The 18,377-nt window shown below is 39.7% G+C and carries 17 protein-coding genes and 1 other RNA gene; 7 read left to right on the top strand and 11 right to left on the bottom strand.

Going from position 1 to position 18,377, the window contains the following annotated elements; translation table 11 throughout:
• Nucleotides 1-96: a transfer-messenger RNA gene (gene ssrA / locus DCCM_RS19810) on the top strand; the annotation flags it as partial.
• Nucleotides 97-261: 165 nt separating this feature from the next.
• Here the strand turns inward: ssrA and DCCM_RS05030 are convergent.
• A complete protein-coding gene (locus DCCM_RS05030) occupies nucleotides 262-1,866 on the bottom strand; it encodes a recombinase family protein (protein WP_104371359.1) in 1,605 nt (534 codons plus the stop codon).
• 349 nt (nucleotides 1,867-2,215) lie between these two features.
• Between DCCM_RS05030 and DCCM_RS05025 the strand changes: the two genes are divergently transcribed.
• Nucleotides 2,216-2,644, top strand: a complete 429-nt coding sequence (locus DCCM_RS05025) for a hypothetical protein (RefSeq protein ID WP_104371358.1) — start codon at nucleotides 2,216-2,218, stop codon at nucleotides 2,642-2,644.
• A 12-nt stretch (nucleotides 2,645-2,656) separates the two neighbouring features.
• On the top strand, nucleotides 2,657-2,875 hold the full coding sequence (yidD, locus tag DCCM_RS05020) for a membrane protein insertion efficiency factor YidD (RefSeq protein ID WP_307718798.1): 219 nt from the start codon (nucleotides 2,657-2,659) through the stop codon (nucleotides 2,873-2,875).
• A 67-nt stretch (nucleotides 2,876-2,942) separates the two neighbouring features.
• Here the strand turns inward: yidD and DCCM_RS05015 are convergent, their stop codons facing one another.
• From DCCM_RS05015 to DCCM_RS18295, 5 genes are read right to left on the bottom strand one after another with little or no spacing between them, the layout of a single operon-like run.
• Complete coding sequence (locus DCCM_RS05015) at nucleotides 2,943-3,221, bottom strand: hypothetical protein (protein ID WP_104371356.1); 279 nt, start codon at nucleotides 3,219-3,221, stop codon at nucleotides 2,943-2,945.
• Nucleotides 3,218-3,349: a hypothetical protein gene (locus tag DCCM_RS19405; protein WP_269433732.1), complete on the bottom strand. Its 132-nt coding sequence runs from the start codon at nucleotides 3,347-3,349 to the stop codon at nucleotides 3,218-3,220. The genes DCCM_RS05015 and DCCM_RS19405 overlap by 4 nt, the downstream gene beginning before the upstream one ends.
• Nucleotides 3,350-3,392: 43 nt before the next feature.
• Nucleotides 3,393-3,581, bottom strand: a complete 189-nt coding sequence (locus DCCM_RS05010; RefSeq protein WP_104371355.1) for a hypothetical protein — start codon at nucleotides 3,579-3,581, stop codon at nucleotides 3,393-3,395.
• 50 nt (nucleotides 3,582-3,631) lie between these two features.
• Entirely contained in the window at nucleotides 3,632-4,240 is a 609-nt protein-coding gene (radC, locus tag DCCM_RS05005; protein WP_104371354.1) for a RadC family protein, read from the bottom strand.
• Between the two features lie 13 nt (nucleotides 4,241-4,253).
• Nucleotides 4,254-4,445 (bottom strand): hypothetical protein, encoded by a 192-nt coding sequence (locus tag DCCM_RS18295; RefSeq protein WP_128739094.1) that lies wholly within the window; start codon nucleotides 4,443-4,445, stop codon nucleotides 4,254-4,256.
• Between the two features lie 821 nt (nucleotides 4,446-5,266).
• Here DCCM_RS18295 and DCCM_RS05000 point away from each other — a divergent pair.
• The 3 genes from DCCM_RS05000 (at nucleotide 5,267) to DCCM_RS04990 (ending at nucleotide 10,394) form a co-directional block, all read left to right on the top strand.
• Nucleotides 5,267-6,823 (top strand): MTBMA_p00010-related P-loop-containing protein, encoded by a 1,557-nt coding sequence (locus DCCM_RS05000; protein ID WP_104371353.1) that lies wholly within the window; start codon nucleotides 5,267-5,269, stop codon nucleotides 6,821-6,823.
• 99 nt (nucleotides 6,824-6,922) lie between these two features.
• A complete protein-coding gene (locus DCCM_RS04995) occupies nucleotides 6,923-7,114 on the top strand; it encodes a helix-turn-helix domain-containing protein (protein WP_165792020.1) in 192 nt (63 codons plus the stop codon).
• A gap of 532 nt (nucleotides 7,115-7,646) precedes the next feature.
• Entirely contained in the window at nucleotides 7,647-10,394 is a 2,748-nt protein-coding gene (locus DCCM_RS04990) for an AICE element replication initiation protein (RefSeq protein WP_104371351.1), read from the top strand.
• Between the two features lie 653 nt (nucleotides 10,395-11,047).
• On the opposite strand, the gene DCCM_RS04985 is transcribed toward DCCM_RS04990, so the two are convergent.
• A complete protein-coding gene (locus DCCM_RS04985) occupies nucleotides 11,048-11,449 on the bottom strand; it encodes a hypothetical protein (RefSeq protein ID WP_104371350.1) in 402 nt (133 codons plus the stop codon).
• Between the two features lie 25 nt (nucleotides 11,450-11,474).
• A complete protein-coding gene (locus DCCM_RS04980) occupies nucleotides 11,475-11,969 on the bottom strand; it encodes a hypothetical protein (RefSeq protein WP_128739092.1) in 495 nt (164 codons plus the stop codon).
• Between the two features lie 183 nt (nucleotides 11,970-12,152).
• Between DCCM_RS04980 and DCCM_RS04975 the strand changes: the two genes are divergently transcribed.
• A complete protein-coding gene (locus tag DCCM_RS04975; RefSeq protein WP_165792019.1) occupies nucleotides 12,153-12,566 on the top strand; it encodes a helix-turn-helix domain-containing protein in 414 nt (137 codons plus the stop codon).
• 26 nt (nucleotides 12,567-12,592) lie between these two features.
• Here DCCM_RS04975 and DCCM_RS04970 read toward each other — a convergent pair whose 3' ends face one another.
• From DCCM_RS04970 to DCCM_RS04960, 3 genes are all read right to left on the bottom strand, one after another.
• The gene (locus tag DCCM_RS04970) at nucleotides 12,593-12,823 is read right to left on the bottom strand and encodes a hypothetical protein (RefSeq protein WP_104371347.1); all 231 of its coding nucleotides are present in this window, start codon (nucleotides 12,821-12,823) and stop codon (nucleotides 12,593-12,595) included.
• A 208-nt stretch (nucleotides 12,824-13,031) separates the two neighbouring features.
• Complete coding sequence (locus tag DCCM_RS19400; protein ID WP_207655545.1) at nucleotides 13,032-14,987, bottom strand: DNA methyltransferase; 1,956 nt, start codon at nucleotides 14,985-14,987, stop codon at nucleotides 13,032-13,034.
• Complete coding sequence (locus DCCM_RS04960; RefSeq protein WP_104371346.1) at nucleotides 14,984-17,671, bottom strand: TnsA endonuclease N-terminal domain-containing protein; 2,688 nt, start codon at nucleotides 17,669-17,671, stop codon at nucleotides 14,984-14,986. Before DCCM_RS04960 ends, DCCM_RS19400 begins: the two co-directional genes overlap by 4 nt.
• Nucleotides 17,672-18,377 lie beyond the last annotated feature (706 nt).

Below are 18,377 nucleotides of genomic sequence, written 5' to 3'. Positions count from 1 at the left end.
CGCCAACGGGGCGAAATTTAAAGCATAGTCTGCGCTCGGAGAGACTCCTGTGGTCGTTCTTTCGGACGGTGGGTTCGACTCCCCCCGCCTCCACCATACATATAAATTAGCTCAAGCACTTCAGCTTGAGCTTTTTATTTTTGTGTGGGATGGGGTTCGGCGTGGATGGAAAAGTCTTATTTCATAAGCTTTTCCAGGTTTTTATTGCCGAACCCCTGTTTTCAAGGTCAAACACCGTTGAGGGTGGTTTCGGTGATGCTGTTAATCCAATGTAAAATACATTGTCTTTTCAAGGACTATCAATGAGCCAGCCGAAGATTCTTTAGGGATGCCGATATGATAAGCCATTTTATAATTATCTGAGAACTGGTCATAGACTATCGAGTTAATATATAGCTTCAGCAGGCTGTGCTGAATATCTGTCGGTTCAATTTTTATACGTTGGGCGAAATCCTTCAGCCTGTCCCTTATATATTGGAGTTGTTCATCAGTTAAATTAGAGGATGTTTTCAATTCATCAACCTCAGAGCGTTCCCTGGTCAGCTTCTCAATCTCCCCTTCCATCTCTTTAATATATTGGGCAACGTATTTGGTGCCATAAGAAGTTTTTTCTTTCCTGGCGATCTCAATTCTCCTGTTAAGGTGTTTAATGTCATCATCAATCCTGGCCAACTGGAAAGTTATTTCCCTGTTCTGGTAATCCATGTAACGCCTTATCTCATCCTCAATGCTCCCAGGAAATGAGAGCAAAGAAAACTCTCTGGTAAGACAATTAAGTACCGCAGCCTCTATTTTATACTTTATAACACTGTTTCTTTTACAGGCCTTAGAACCCTTTCTGTGATAAGTACCGCAGTGATAGTAACGAGTGTGTCCACGGTTTTTTCTGCTATTGGCACCAGTCACCATATTCACTCCGCACATCGGGCATTTTAACATACCCCTAAGGATATAAAGCGATGGGCCTGTTGGCTGGTATGCTCCCCCGAGTGGACTACGTTCCTGGCCTTTTGCTGCAACGGCATTAAAAGTATCCCTATCAATAATCGGCGGATGGGCATCGGCAACCACTATCCATTCCTTCTGGGGCTTTTTCTTTTTACCAAAATTCACGTAATCATGTTTATTCCACGTCCTTCGGCCAATATAAACATCATTGTGGAGGATAGTCCAGATTGTTGAAAAACTCCAGGTTTTACCTGTGGGTGAAGGAGTGTTTTCGGAGTTCAAGATATTTACAATAGATTTATACCCCCTGTTCTGCCGTACATACAAATCAAAAATCCGCCTGACGGTGCTGACCTCTTCTTCTGGCCCCAACACCCAGACGGATTTTAAATTCCCTCTGCTATCTTGAATTTTTCCTACTCGGTATCCGTATGGCGGCGATCCTCCGTTGTGATATCCCCTCTTTGCATTCTCTACCATTCCCTTCCTTGTCTCACTGGCCAAGTTCATATTATAAAACTCTGAGATTACCTCCAGCATTCCTTCTAAAAGAAAACCGTGCGGGGTTTCTGAATCGGTTTGTTCGGTGACTGAATAGACGTGAACACCTACTTTTTTTAGCAGGGCTTTGTAAACTACATGGTCTTCCCTACTGCGGCTGAAACGGTCAAATTTGTGTACGATAATGACATCAAAATGGCGGTTCTGTTTCTTTGCCAGAGCTATCATTTTCTGGAAAGCTGGACGGTCTGCTGTTTTTGCGGATTTTCCCTCGTCCAGATACTCGGCAACCAATTTGTAATTTTTGTCCTGGCAATATTTACGGATGGCTTTTAGCTGTGCGGGGATGGAAAGTTCTTTCTCGGCTTGCTCCTTTGATGAGACCCTGGCGTAGGCTACTGCTCTGGTTTGTTCCATATTGATAAACCTCCTGGTAAAAATGAAAAACCCCGTAGCACTTGATCTACGGGGTTTATGCTTATATTTCTTATACCGTAATTAAAAGAAGAAATTGTCATATATTGTCGATATATTCTTGCATATATTAAGCAGGAATTTTGACAAATGTAGTGTAATTTTTTATTGTGATTAATAGTTTTCATAATCATACCATAATAATAGAGAATTATTATAATGCTTAAAATAGCCTCACCGGATGGGATACTTATAAATCACTGCTATAGTGTATAATTGATAATTATGGTCCAGAAATTGAACTTAATTTTTACAGAATCTTAGCTTAAATTTATTGGAGGATGATAAAACTATGGCCCTTCAAAAAATATCAGAAGGCATACCAGATGAACTTCAGTCTCAATTAATGCCTCAGGAAGACGTGTACTATTTTTCCTACATTTCGTTTGAGGGTGGGTGCCTGAGTTCAAGTCCAGGAAGAAATTATTGGATATCCATTACAAATAAAAGGGTTTTATATAAGGCAAAAGTTAATGACTTTAATAATAACGCCCAAGTAACTGTTGAAAAGGACGGAATTCTACCCATTGAAAAAATTTCCTTTTTAGAGGTATCAGATATGAAAAAAGCATCAGGATGTAGTTCAGTCCAAGTATACGAACTAAAAATTAGCACCTCTGGAGGAACTGTAATAATTCCTATACCAACTAAAGAAAAGGGTTATGAGATTAGAAAAATATTTTCTCAAATTGTTGAAGAGCTTAAACCACAAGGAAACTAGGTATGGTATACAATGTGTAGGATTTTCTGCCATATGGTAATAAATGTTATAAAAATATATCAGTGGTTAACAAAAAACAGACCACCAAAATGCCTGCATTATCCATCTTGCTCCAACTATGCAATTTTAGCATTCAAGAAGTATCCTTTTTTAATAGCTACAAAAAAGACAATAAACCGACTTAGAGACTGCAATCCCTTCTCAAAGCGCTCCTATATTGATTATCCATAGTTTATAGCCTAATCTTAAGAAATTTTTAATAGGCCCGAAAGCTCAATGCCTTCGGGCCTTTCCCATTCTATAACCCAGTCACATCCACGTCATTATCCTGAGCATGCCGATAAAGCCACCACAGGCAGAATTTGGCAAACAGTATAGCCCCTACCAACAGCATTTCCTGAAATTTGGGGCTGAGTTCCCTGGATCTGAATTTCCCTGAATTATTAACGGAACGGTTTACCCTGTCACAGGTGCTGTCAATCTGCTTGCCAACGGAATCATGCTTAGTACCCTTCTCCCGCTCAAACTTGTCCAGCACAAACTGGTTTACTCTCCTGTAATCATCGTCTTCAATCATCGCTTCTCCTCCGCAGGCAAAGATAAAGTCTGCTGAATCATACTGCTGCAGGCAATAGCCGCTGTGCTGAGCAATCCTACCAGGAGTAAATCGGCCAGGGCCTTTTTAACGAGTTCCTGCCAGTCCATTGAAATCCCCCTCTCCAAATAAAAATGGGAAGCTGACGCTTCCCTAAACGGACATTTGATGTTTTATTATCCTGTAATGCTGGGTCATCTCCGCTATTAAGTTCTTACCTGCCTCATGTGTCGCCCTGGACAACCATACACTGGCCACTGTCAATGTACCGATTTTAAATAACTGTACCGCTCCTGATGTCATTGCCTTCTGGAAATTCGGATTTACAATTAATTGAAACATTTATACTCCTCCCTTCTTTCTATTCTTATACCCGCATTTACATTTATTGGTTATAGTAGCCCCTTTTCTTTGAAACTCAGGAAACCGCTAAAGCCGACAACAACATGGTCCAGTATTTCAATACCGATTATATTCCCTGCTTCCACCAGCCGTTTGGTTACGTCAATATCCTCCATAGATGGTGTGCAATCAGATGAAGGATGGTTATGGGCTAATATAAGGGCTGCTGAGCTTTTCCTAACGGCGCTTTTAAATAACTCGCGTGGATGAACCACAGAGGAATTTAGGGTGCCAATGCTGATTGTCTCCGTAACCGTAACCTGATTTTTTGTATTGAGGTGCAAGGCCTTAAAGTGCTCTCGGTCCAAATAGCGCATATCGGCTAAATAAGTGTACACATCCTGCGGAGATTTGATGGCTGTCCTTTCGGGCAGAGGGGTGCTAAAGCGTTTGGCCAGCTCGATACATGCCATCATAATTCTTGCACTGGCTAGACCAACACCGGGGATAACAGTCAATTCCTCCAGGGTAATCTGTGCCAGCTCCTGGAGCGATGGATATTGCTGAAGCAGGTGTCCGGTGGCATCTTCTGAATTCTCCCTTATTATAAGGCCCAACAAATCTTTGAGTGGCAATGAATGGAAGATTGGATAGTCCATAGCCTTTCCCCTATCAAAACACCAGCAGTCTGTTGGTCACTATATTCAGCAGCTTATTAACGGCGCATAGCTGGACTCGTTTCTGCTGCCGTGGTAAATCCTCGGACATAAGGATAATCCTCTGTCTTACCTGGAGCATTACAAACATGGAGCAAAGGCTATTGAAGGTTATGGAGCGCATCACAAAATTAATAGGGACCACCATCCTTCTAAAAATTATAAAGGACTGGATTTTTTGTCCAGCCCTTCTGAGATTCTTATACCCATGATGATGCAGCGTGGCAAATTATTGCGAAGAACCGAAGAAGTTTAAAATTTCCTTGTCATTGCCGGGTTTTTCTTCTACGCACCTCAAAATGCCACGCAAAAGCCTATAAAAATTTTTATGGCTCTTGACAAGGCTCCTATCAAGAAGTATATATATCCTGCGGACAGGAAGCATGAGGGGCCCCATTAGCCTTGATGGGATTATTAGTGGTGACCGGGCGGAGAAGCGGAGAAGTTAAATTTTTCGCAGTATCTACCAGGATTGCCGTTCTCTCACCGGAATATTTGCCGAAAAAAAGTAAAAATTTTTTTGGATCTGCTTGACTCTTATATATGGCTTAGCTTATAATACGTTTTACCGCCAAATGGCCAGGGAGGGATATTTAACCGGAAGATATTTTACATTAAACTAACAGGTGAGCATAAAGGCTCCCATAACTGATATTTATCGCCTGCGTCGGGAAGCGACAGGCTGAAAGAACGAAACTTCTCTTGAGAACGAACCATAACACTACTGCTGATAGGGGCTATCCTTGTCTGGGCATGTTTTGTTATGCAGTTTCAGGGGAAGTTTTTTATTTGTCCAGCTAATTAACTTTAATCCTTTAAAGTTTATTCAACAAAAGATCCTTGAAAATTTTATATGGTAATTCATGGGATTGGCGACACCCACAGAAGTGCAACAGTTTCTGCTAAAGGCCCAATCAGCACTTCTTCGGTCTTGCGCAAAATATCATATATTTCTGGAGGAATAGCTAAATGATAATTAAAGATACTCAAAATGTTAATAATGACTGCGGGGTAAACGGCATCCCCATTAGCGAAAGTAATCCCTACAATATTTTCAATTTAGATGAAGACGAATTTTTTGATGATGCATCTCTGGTAAGACTCTCTAATTTTTTCGGGAAATCAGTGTTTTACCTTCCTGAAATTGATGAACTGGATGAGCATGGTATTGATTTTGACGAAAAACCATTACAAGCATGGGGGTTTTACCATAATAACTGTGAGGATTCAATAAAGCAAGAAGAAGAGGCTATTACCAGGTTATCCAAAGAAAACTGTAAAATTAAAAATTTCCCAAACGGCCTGAGTGAGGAAGATTATAATGACGCGATGGATTTTTTAAAAGACCCTAATAAAATAAAGAGAATTATTAATGATTACGAGCAACTTGGATATGTAGGCGAAGACTTCAATATACCGGTAGCATATTTGGCAGCTACTTCCCGCAAGCTAGAAAAACCGATATCATTACTGGTAACTGGACCGAGTTCAGCTGGGAAATCAATGCTTGTCAACACTACTCTAAAGTTAATCCCCGGTAACGAGAAAATTGAATTAGATCGTTTAACCCAAACCGCTCTCTACAACTACAGAAATACGGTTAACAACCAAGATTTTACTCTGTCTCATAAGATTTTAAGAATTAATGAGGTAGAAGGAGCGAAAAAGGCAACATACCCCATAAGAGCTTTACTAAGTGAAGGCAAATTAACCTCAAGTATTTCCATTAAATCTAAAGGAATTTATAAGACAGAGGAGTTTACCGTCAACGGACCTATAGTTTTATTCGAAACAACTACAGGCACAATAAACCCTGAAAACCATACCAGGGTTTTTGAAGTTGTCGTAGATGAGACAAAGGAGCAGACCCGCCGAGTCCATGAAATTACAGCCAAAAGGTGGTCATCAAACCCACAGGCTGTAAGCCAAAACAACGAAAAGATAATAAGAAGGCATCATAATGCACAGGCTCTGCTTAAGAGCTACAAAGTAATTATCCCGTACGCTGAACATATAAATTTCCCTGATAACCATGTCAGGTCAAGAAGAGATTATGAGAGATATCTTCTTTTAGTAGTGACAGTAGCTTTACTGAGACAATATGAAAAAAATATACCTCCTGATGCCGAATATATTTCGGCAGACTTAGTTGACTATGAGATAGCTTATAACCTTGGCGTTAAGCTCCTTACCAATATATATGATCCTCTTAAAGGCCAAAGGAGTAGAGACTTACTTAACACACTTATTGAATTGGTCATGAGAAAATCTACCAGTGAAAATAAGGAACCAAAGAGTGTAAAATTTACCAGAGCTGAAATAATGAATTTTGACAGAGGATGGAATCAAACCGAAATACAGCGACACATACACCATCTTGAAGACAGCGGGTACCTCCATGTTCATGAGGGTGGACAAGGTAAAACATATATATACTCCTTAACCTGCTTGGACAGGGCTGGAAACTATGTACCCAAAGAATTAACTACTCCAGAAGAACTCGAACAGGCAATAAAAATTAATTAATAACCATTAATTAGATATATACGTGTTTATTTTTTCGTTGCAGTCTCCTTTCAATAATTTATAATTGAATTATAGATTATTTGAAAGGAGGCTATGCCCATGACTGGTATTGAAATTAAGATAGCCCGCATTAAACTTGGAATTAAATCTTATGAGCTTGCACAAATGATTGGAATTAACCCCGATGCAATGAGTAGAATTGAAAACGACAGACTAAAACCTTCCCAGGATTTATTAGATAAAATAACTACAACTTTTACAGTTAAAACTAGACAGAATGGTGCCATATAAAAAAGTTAAATAGGGCATTCTCCAGCAGTGGGAGAATGCCCTGATGTTACCTCGATTTGATGGACACACAAATTGGCTGGTAAAATAAAACCAGCGGAGGTGTTCCATCATGGTGAGATAGCATTACGAACAGGTAATAAATTCAGCGGCTTAAAGCTCCTTTAATGTTCACAGCAGTGGCCTTTATATACCCTTGATATGGTTGTGTTAACCTTTCTGTAGAAAGCGGAGGTACCCCTAAGGCCCCTTAAAACACGGGTGCGAGGCTTTTCCGTGATCCTTCTTAATTCTATAAATCCTGAGAGATATAGCCAATATTTTCCCAGGGGAAGCTCAAGCCCCTCTTAAAGCCTAAATTTCACGACTAATCCTCTAGACTAATCTCAGTACATTCATTGATTTAATTCTCAGATTTAAGAAATTATAATAGCCTTTCTTTTTAACCTTATAAAATAGCCGTTTAATTAACCTCGAAACTTTTGCCCTAACCAAACTGATGCTCTTATAGCAGACTATATCAGGAGGTTATTAAATGAGCATTTTTGATGTCGTAAAAGAAATTCCCATTTTAAGTGTGATAAACGAATATTTTCCAGATATCCAATTAAATGAATATCAAAATTATGCAAAAGGAACCTGCCCGTTCCATGAAGACAACGATCCGTCATTTACCGTTTATACTGAAACAAACACATGGCATTGTTTTGGCTGCAAACTCGGTGGCAGCAATATTGACCTTGTTATGCAATCAAAAAACATGGACACATGGGAGGCAACAAAAGAGCTGGCAGAATCCTGGGATATTCCTTACGAAGAATTAACACCGGAACAGAAGGCCAAGCATGAAGAATTATCCCAAAAGCAGAAACTACTTGATGAATATATTGGCTGGGCTCATACCCAGATAAGAAAAGAACACCGGGAAGTTTTGCGCAAGCGTGGTCTAACCGATGATATTATTGATGAATATAAAATTGGATATGATCCCGGTAACAAGCCTACCGGAGAGGCGGAATTACTTGGTTTTATTGGGAACGGTGGCGGTTACCTGCCCAGAGAGCGCATTGTATTTCCTGTATACCATTATGGCAAACCAATTTACTCTATTTTCTGGGATTATAAGCATACTGATGAAAGTAAACTTCCGAAATATCTTCTCCCAAACAGGTGGGGAAAACCATTAATTGGCATTGACCGTATTCGCAGCGATAGTCCTGTCTATATGGTGGAAGGAATTTTCGATTGGTTCTCCATGATTCAAAGCGGTTTTCTTGCAGTCTGTGCCATTGGCACAAGCTTAAGCAAAGAAAAACAGTTAATATTAAAGAAGGCTCAGCACATTTACCTTTTGCTGGATAACGACAGTCAAAAAGATGACAATCCAGGTCAGAAAGCAGCAATGGATCTGGTAAAAGAAATGTTCCCAAAAGCAAAAAACATTGCACTCCCGAATGCTAAAGATCCCAATGAACTATACGTGGGAAACCCGGAAAACTTTAAAAATATAATTGGCCAGTTCACTAATGAAGCAAAAGATTATATAGAACTTTTATTCGATAAATTGGATATTATTACAAAAGATAAAGTGGCAAATGAGAATATTTCATCATTATTAAACGAACTACAAACATTGCAGCTCACCGATGAGATACATAAGGATTTAATTGCAAATCAATTATACAGAAAACTTAACCCATTAGGAGTCAAGAAAAAATCCATCGACAACTATCTATCTTCAGCAAAAACTAGCTATTATAACGAAGGCAACAAAGATTCACAACAGGATACACTACTTAAGTTGGCTGGCAAAGCATTTCTATTTAAAAACAATGTCCATGAACAATGCGTTAAAATAAAAGTAAATGATCATAATGAAATATGGCGTTATGATAGCGATAATTTCAAGCTGTGGCTTACTTCCATGTATTATGACGAATTTGCTAGAGGCCCGGGCAGCGATGCATTAAATTCTGCAATTAACACCATTAAAGCAAAAGCTTGGAAAAGTGACAGGGAGTACAAATTACACAACCGTACTGCTGAAATTAATAAGGAATTTTGGTATGACCTTTCAGATAAAAAATGGAGAGCGGTTAAAATAACACCTGAAGGGTGGGAGGTTGTTTCAGAACCGCCAATACTTTTTCAGCGGTATAGCCATCAGCAGCCGCAACCAGAACCGTACAAAGACGGAAATATAAAAAAGCTGCTTGATTTTATAAATATCACAGACCCAAAGTTGAAGATTCTGTATCTGGTTAGCGTCATAACCAGTTTCATTCCGGATATTGCCCATGCCGTGTTTGTTTTTCACGGGAGTGAAGGGGCGGGTAAATCCATTGCGAGTAAAGTAACCAGAAGGATTATCGATCCCTCAGCCAGTGAAACCTGTAATTGCTACGATAACCGGGGAGAGTTCACACAATATATGGCTCATAATTATGTTATCATACTTGAAAATCTTAGCAATATCCCCAAAACCTTGTCAGATAAAATTTGTGCCGCCGTTACCGGAGATGGCGATAGTAAACGCAAGCTATATTCTAACGACGATGACCATATATATAATTTTAAGCGTCTGTTTATAATTAACGGCATTAACTGCGTGGCAACACAGGCAGACTTATTAAGAAGGGCAATCCTGTTTGAATTGGCGCATATTGCCAGTGACAAGCGACTAGAAGAAAGAGTGTTCTGGGAGCGATTCAATGAAGCAAGGCCTTATATCCTAGGAGGCGTTTTTAATGCTCTTTCCAAAGCCATGAAAATATATCCTCAAATAAAATTACAAGGGACCACTTCAATGGCGGATTTTACATATTGGGGTTATGCTGTGGCTGAGGCCCTTGGCTACGGCGGAGAGGCATTTCTTAATGCATACGCAGAAAACCAAGGTAGACAAAACGACGAAGCAATTTACAACAATCCAGTAGCTTTTGCAGTAACTTCTCTGATGGCTGATAAAAATGAATGGACAGGAACTTCTTCAAACCTTCTCGAAGCAATTGAGGCAGTGGCTGAAAATGAAAGAATAGATACCCGGGCAAAAAGTTGGCCTAAAGCTCCCAACGCTTTGACCAGAAAACTAAATGAAGCTAAAGTTATTTTGCAAAAAAGAGAGATATATTTGGATTTATCCAGGAGCGGCACCGGAAGAAATATAATTATTACCAATAAAGGAATTAACGCAACTGGTAACAATGAACCTAAAGATGATTCAGCTTGCCACAATGAAGGATCATATGCTGATTATTCCAGTAACGACTGGAATACAGTATGACAGTGACGTTTGTGACAGTATTGTGACGATAAAAAATCTGATATCGTCATTCAATTAAGAATATAAATAGTGAACATTTTAAACCTTGTGACGGTAGTGACGATATATTTCCTTTATTAAGGGGAATAATAATTATTCCTTATTTGGGATTAGGGAAAAAAAGAGAAGTAGACATGAACCCCATGAAGAGTAAAAATTTTATCGTCACAACCGTCACACCGTCACAAAGCCTTTATACATAAGGCCCGAGGGGGTGACGGTATTTTTCTCCAGAGAAATGTCATCGTCACAAAAATGTTAATTTTTAACTTCGGCAATTGCAAAACATCAAATACCCTGTAAACACTGGTTTTTGGGGCACTTCTTCGGTTCTTCATGAAAAATCACATGGACGAATAATGATATGCTGCCCTTAACTCCAGAAATAAACATACATTCCAGGGATTCCTACCATTGAAAATTCCCCAGGAGGCGATGCAAATGATTAAGCTAAGTGAGTGGTTAACCCTAAAGGACTACCTGGAACGCGGCATAAGTATAAGTTATCTAGCCCGCATATCTGGCCATGACCGTAAAACTATACGGAAGGTTGCCAAAAGTAGATGCCCCTTTACATATAAATGTAGAACTGATAAACCAAATCTTAATAAGGATTAAAGCTCTTTTTTAAATAATATTACCAGCACCTCATTAAGTGGTCCTTTATTTATACGATGTGTTTCATTACATCGTGAAACACCGTTAACATCAACATACCTCTCCACTTTTCTCTTGAAAATTTGGTCTGTGCTAGATTTTCCACCATCTAGCTTTAAAAAACCTTTTAAACTATAGCCACCACTATTCTTTCTATCCGCATAATCAACATCAAAAACCTCAATATTAAACTCATATTGCGATTTACCATTATTTTCAATATCATACCTTATGACTATATTGTTAGTGTAACTTGGCCTTCTAAAAGCTTTACATTCAACCAATTCGGCATATCTTATATTATTCTGCTGCCCCAACCACTTATTAGCTTCTTCTATGCTCTTAAAGGACTTTTCCATTTTGACACCGCCTTATCTCATCTTGTTAATGTCTATATTTTCTATAAGCTGCATTACCTTTAGCCATCCATACCTTATATACATAATTACCATTACTGCGGATTTCCGATATAAATTCTACATTGTACACAATATTATATCCTTTTAATGCACTAGTCCCCTTTAAATAGATTTCGGCTGTTTTTCTTTCCGTAAAATAATCTGTGACTATTTTTTCTTGTGGTTGCCTTATATCTATATCAATTATCCCTTTATAATTAATGGAAAAAGCCATTACCATCTCTGATAATTCCTCTAATGTACTGAATTCCTCTTCTTTTCTCTTCTCTTCTTCCATCCTCAGTCTTGCTTCTTCGGCCTTCTGCCTTTCCCACTCGGCTTTTTTCTTAGCTTCTTCCTTTTCCCTTTTTTTTACTTTTGCTTTTTCTCTTGCAGCAGCTTCAGTTTCGTACCCAACAGCAAAACCACCAATTAATCCAATGGCTAATCCTACCCCGGTTAAGCTCAACAACGGATTCAACACCTTCACCTCAATAAATATAGTAGATACATAAAAACTCTATGCGCCTTAAACTTTGCTGAGCCAATTATTTTTGTTACATACATATATTACCTGTACCCATAGTACTTGTCAACCCTACCTATAGCACCTTCATTTCCTTCCTCTGCCAATCTAACCTATTGGTAAAGGGGAGGAATACTATTGGTTCTACATAATCTCGGCAACAGAATCAGGGAAGAACGGAAAAGAGCCCACCTTACACAGGAACAACTGGCAGAATTGGTCAACTGTAACGAATCATATATTGGGCAAATAGAGCGCGGCGTCAAGAACCCCTCCCTTGAAGTCATCGTTAACATCGCCAACCTGACATCTTCCTCACCGGGCAGGCCAAGGTGTTCCGCGAACCCCTCCCTTGAAGTCATCGTTAACATCGCCAACGCCCTCAACGTTACCGTTGATCATCTTTTGGCTGACAGTGTAAAAGTTGCCCACTTAGACGGCCTCATTGATGAAGCTGTTAGTCTATTAAAGGATCGTGATCCTGAAGATGTCCGCTTCATCATCACCATAACCAGATTGTTCATGGATTTACTGGATAAAAAGAAACATTAGGAGAGCCTCGGAATTTGGCTCTCCTTTTAGTTGACCATCATCTTTTGCTTGCCGTAGACCTTCCTTTCCAGAAACAAACATTCTGAGCAACTTTGCTCCACCTGCCACCAGGTTTTAAATCTACATTCGTATACTTTTAGAGTATTTTTACCGCCGCAGTTACCACAATCCTCATAATGTCGGGTAATGATTCCGCTCTCATCCGCAGCAACGAGTTCTTTTTGGGGCAACAGCTTCACATTCTTGGCAACGGCCAAATGCGTAACCCCCTCAATAAAAAATATGGAAGCGGTTGTGTTCGCTTCCTTAGATTTCTTATACCAATTACGAAGTCGCTTGGTTGACTGGTCCATTAATCGATCTATAAATTATTATCTAATTACTTATAGAATAAGACTAATCCAGTTTCTCAGATGTGTATAATTCATCCCAGAATGATAGAGCAAAAGCAATTGATCTATTCATTTAGACTTGTCTCGTTACCAGTACTTCTTCACCGAGCATATCCATAATTTTCACGGCCACAGTAGTTACACCAGCAGGTGCTGGTAGCTCGTAAGTGCCATTAACAAGGTTATTCTTTCTTTGAGGCACATCGGAAATGGTCACATTAAAGACCTCACCATTATAATCAGTGTCAACCATGATACAATCCACCATGCTGCGCCAGTCAGTAATTCTAGCTTTAAATAAAGGCATATCTATATCTAACCGCTCAACAATGGTTGGGCTAATAAAATCATGGATCTCAACTCTAATTTTCTCTCCATCTCTCATGATGGAAACCTGGGCTGTAGCGGGCTGTGTAAGAATAATCTTTCCATATTTGGGGTCGGTGCGCAATTCAATAACTTCTATTCTATTAGCTGCATCTTCACCTTTACGTAGACGGTTCCACTCTTCCACCCAGGCATCTGTGGCTAGTTCTTTTCCTATACAAACCACCACAACAGAACGTTCCTCTTCAGGCCTAGCTTCTAACTCCTTTTTAATTTCTTCCAAGTCCACAGGGCTTAACGGGTGGCCAAATGGAATAATTTTTGCTAACTTCTTCCCCAAGGTACCGTCAAAGAAACCATCGGTACGTGTCCGCTGGATACCAATATGTTCACAGGCCAAATTAATTGCTTCGTTATGCTGTATAACTAAGTCGTAATTGTTAACCTTCCAGGTCGTAAAGGCTAGTTGAGGAAGTTCCGATTGTTTATCTTTACCATCCAAATCAAAACCCAACGGTTGCGGATTTATCACCTCTAAAATCTGTTCACTGATAATGGACTGCAAGCGTTTTGCAGTGGTTTGGATGGCACCTTTATTTATATCACATCCAATCCAACGGCGGCCTAATTTCTGTGCAACAGCAGCGGTAGTCCCTGACCCGATAAAGCAGTCAAGTATCAAATCTCCTGGCTTAGATAATGCATTAATTACTCTTGCTAAAAGGACCTCTGGTTTCTGGGTAGGAAATCCCGTGCGTTCATAGCTAGGTGCTGCAATATAGGGCAATAACCATGTATTATCTATAGGCATATTTTGTAGGTCTACCTTAGCTAGTTTACCTTCTTCATTATTTACCCATACTGGGCCTTCAAATGGTAGATCCCAAAAGTCATCAACTTTCTCCTCATTAATTAAAATTTTATAAGTCTTACCTTTTTCGTCTTTTAGGTTGACTATTACTCCTTTTTCCTTATCCCAACCTTTTGCAAGTAGTTCCTTAGGCTTTTCTAACGGTGTCATTTGCAACTTATATGTATAGTTACTTCCTTTTGTATACCAAAGCAGCCTATCGGTATTATCAACAAACCTATTTATCTTGCCCATTTGATATTTAACATATCTCCATGTTATCTCATTTTTAATATTTGCACTTCCAAACACCTCATCCAAAAGACAACGCAATAAATGTCCCTTTGTGGAATCGCAATGAAGCACTATACTTCCGTCTTCTGAAAGAAGTTCTTTTAGCAGAAGCAGTCTTTCATACATAAACTGTAGATAGTTGTCATTAGCCCATATATCTGTATACTGAATTTGTTCTCCAAGTGTATAATTCTCCCCGTCAATTTTAAAATTTGCGGTTACACCACGAAGCTGCACTTTACGAACATAATCTGCTCCCGAATCAAACGGTGGATCTATATAAATTAGATTTACCTTTCCCCGAAAGCCATTGGCTAGTAGATGAGCTAGCACTTCTTTGTTGTCGCCATTCAAAAGCAATCCACCTTTAGGATAACCATCGGGCCACTCCAACCAAGCGGCGTCTACTTTTTTCTTGCCGAACTCACCAGTAGGATCGTATGTTTCAACATGTTGGGCTGGGAAAGCTGTAACGTATCTAAGCGGGCGCTTACCCACCCAAGCAAGCATAGGACGCCCTTTGGCTGCTGTAATCTTTACATCTGTCTGCTTGCTCAAGGTTTAACCACCTCCACGAACTGGCGTGCAGCTTTAGCTTGCTCAAATGAAACTTCTTCCTCTGCTGTAAATATCATTTCATACTGTAGGAATTTTGAATTAAGAGCTTCCCACTTACGCATAGCCTTTGCCTTTAATCCATGTTCCCCATCTATCAAGTGGTTTCGCTCTCGTTCAGCTTTAACTTCAATAACCATACATTTACCACGCTTTCCATTCTTTTCTTTTTTAACAATTATAAAGTCAGGCGTGTAGCATCTCCATTTACCCTTATCATCTTTATACTGAATAAAGAAATCGGTTTTGTTTGGATCGGTAATTGCTCCCATAAAATAAATATCCTCTACCTCTTCTGAGTTTAGGTTAAGATAGTTAAGTATCTGCTCAAAAAACGATTTCTCAGGATTAGAGTCAAAATTATAGGGCGTATAGTGAAAACCAAAGTCATGGGTATTGGTATTAAAATTTCCCACATGAGTAATCAGGTGTTCACGGTCTTTTGAGTAGAAAATTTCCGTAGTATATATGTAGTTACCATCTGGTGCAGTTTCCCTAACAAAGCCGTTTGGTTTAACTATTGCTAATGGCACGTTAATACTTTCTTCAATTACCTTATAATTACATACCACCTCTTCAATCTGTTGAGCGAGACTAGGTAGATGTGAAGCAGGAAGTTCTCTCTCAGAACCGTAAAGACGAACCAATTCAGAATATACGCTCCACAAATCCAATCGATATATTGCTGAGAGATTAACAGCTACTGAATAAAGGTCTTCTGTGTTTGCTACCGTTTCTATTGTTAAGGTATCTCCTAGTTGTTGCAATACACTACTCGAAGCCTGTTGTTCAGCCAATGCAAATATTGTTTTGGTTAACTTACCATTACTGGTTACTTTCGGTTTTTCAAGAGCCAAGAGTTTGATCTCAGAATTATTTTTATGAACAACTTTGCGTACCAACTGTTGAATTACCAGTGGCGGAATTTCTGTCTTCCGTAATTTAATAACTTCTCTACAAGTCTCCAGCCCCGAATTATTAAGCTCTAAAAGTGTTTTACCATAAGTTTCTTGAAGTTGGCGATCCAAGATATTTCGGTTATCCATTGACAGGTATACACGGGCTTTAACATTGTTTCCAGGAACTTGCCTTAAGCAACGTGTCGCTGCCTGCAATACAAAGTTATTTGATGTTTTTAGTTTCCGTGCGAGTGCACATGCAAATAAACTAGGGCAGTTCCAACCTTCGGTGCCCTTATTGACTAGCAAGATTACGCGGTGGATTGACCCGGAATCATTAAGACGATTAAATGCATCAATCTCGTCCTTTGTAGATTCAGAGTTATTCTTAAGTACTATATTTGGTGATTGTCCTGAAGCAATTAGAGCAGACTCTACAAATGGTCTCAACTCATCCAAATCGTCATTCTGCGGAAAGTATATAGCGAGTTTTGCAAATGCTCCGTTAGGTAAGCGTACATTCTTATATTCACAGAAAAAATCATTTACAACTTCGGTAATAAACTTGTCCGTACTTGCAGAATCAAAACTATATGCTTGAATATTACCTGCCAGTTCCTTGAGTATACCATCAGCAATACCTTCAGACAGGCCATACCAGATTACAACGTCCTTTAGTGGCTGACGTTCAAAATAGGGCGTGCCTGTAGTGTTTACTACACAAACTAGTTCAGTATTGGCAGCAAGATAGTCTACCGTTTTACGTACCTTCTTTATACCAGCTTCCTTAAAAACACTTTCTCCAGTTAGCTTATCTTTTTCCCACTTTCCAAGTAAGCTTTGGCCATATGTATGGTGAGCTTCATCAGAAAAGACAGCTAGTTTTGGTAGACTTGCGATGGTTTGAAGGCGTAGGTTAGCAATTTCCTCCGAGGCCTTTTCTTCCTCTCCAAATGCTAAACTTATTTTACCAAGGTCAGTCCTACGAACTGATTCCTTCTGAATACGGATTTTCTCAGTATTTGTTACAACTATATTAAAAGAAGAACCACGGACTACAGGTATATCTTTTTCACCGTCGCGGGTAAAGGTGAGTTTAACACTTGCGGCAAACTGCCTATACAAACGTGGTGGCAGGATTTTGTTGTATGGAACCTGGGAAATCTCCCGTAGTGATTCTATAATGGTCTTACCTGGCGCGAATACAAGCGCATTCTGAACAAACGGTCCTTCAGGGTACTCCAGTGCCATCGCAAATTCTGTTGCTATAATGGCCCCAATTAGGATGGTTTTACCCGCTCCCATTGCTAAAGCGAAAATGTAGCTAGGATAGTTAAGTGTCAGTGTTTCTCGAAGAGGTTCCAGTTTATAGTGATGAACAAAAGCATCATCAGATTTGATAAGCTCCCAAAGGGCATCAATCCCCTCATCAAGAACAAAAGTCTTTATAAAGTCATTAGTTAGGCCCAGTGCCTTCATAAGTTCAGACTGCTTAGTGTATATGCTCTTATAGAGGTTTAACACATGAGGAGTATTTTCAATTAATCGCAGATACCAGTACGCCTCTAGCGCAAGGAGTTGTGGCTTGCGCAAAAATTTAAGGGCTTTTGTCTCAGGCTCTGTTTGATATTCAAGAATTTCCGTAATTGCATCAAAATATTGTGAAGGATATCCTGCTTCGCGCCATCTCTGTATACGGGTATCCAGAATCTGGTGTAGGTATTCCATATAAACATTCCTTATCGTTAAATTTTTTATATTGGTGAAGAGACCAGAAAAACCAAGATGTTATTTCCACAAACAAAACGACAAATCCTGCCAGGGAAAAAATGAATCATATGATACTGCTTTAGGAAGCAGCAATGATCAATGCTTCAATAGTAGGAATTAGCCCCTTTCTCTGACCAAATCAAGTGTTATCCAGGTATCAATTCCCATATTATAACAGATTCAGATTAAATTATCTTCTCCGTTAGGAGTGAAATCACCGCTCGGGTATTCATGAGGTAGAATAACTACAGTAGACTGCTCTATACCGAAGAATTGAATACCTCCATGGGATGAACAAGTTAATGTTGAGTACCAATTTAGACGGTCTCAATCCTGAGCATAAACAGCCAGTCGCAGTAAGGTAGAAGGGTGGAAGCATTACAAAGTCAGAGCCTTAATACCTGTTCTCTTTACAAACAAGGTGGATACATCTTTGCGCTCCGTCACAAACGCGCTGGCCCCTTCACCTGTTCACGGCGCTACTTATTTAACCTTGCGTCTAGGCTAGCTTCATAACGGCATTAACGGGACTAACATCACTGGCAGCATTGACGAGGCTGACTGTGGCCGCCAACGGGGCGAAATTTAAAGCATAGTCTGCGCTCGGAGAGACTCCTGTGGTCGTTCTTTCGGACGGTGGGTTCGACTCCCCCCGCCTCCACCA

Origin of the sequence: Desulfocucumis palustris, from assembly GCF_002933875.1 — a bacterium.
In the GTDB taxonomy this organism is placed as follows: Bacteria; Bacillota; Desulfotomaculia; order Desulfotomaculales; family Desulfocucumaceae; genus Desulfocucumis; species Desulfocucumis palustris.
The sequence above is the reverse complement of the archived record's forward strand: the minus strand, read 5'-3'. Positions and strand labels throughout refer to the sequence as shown.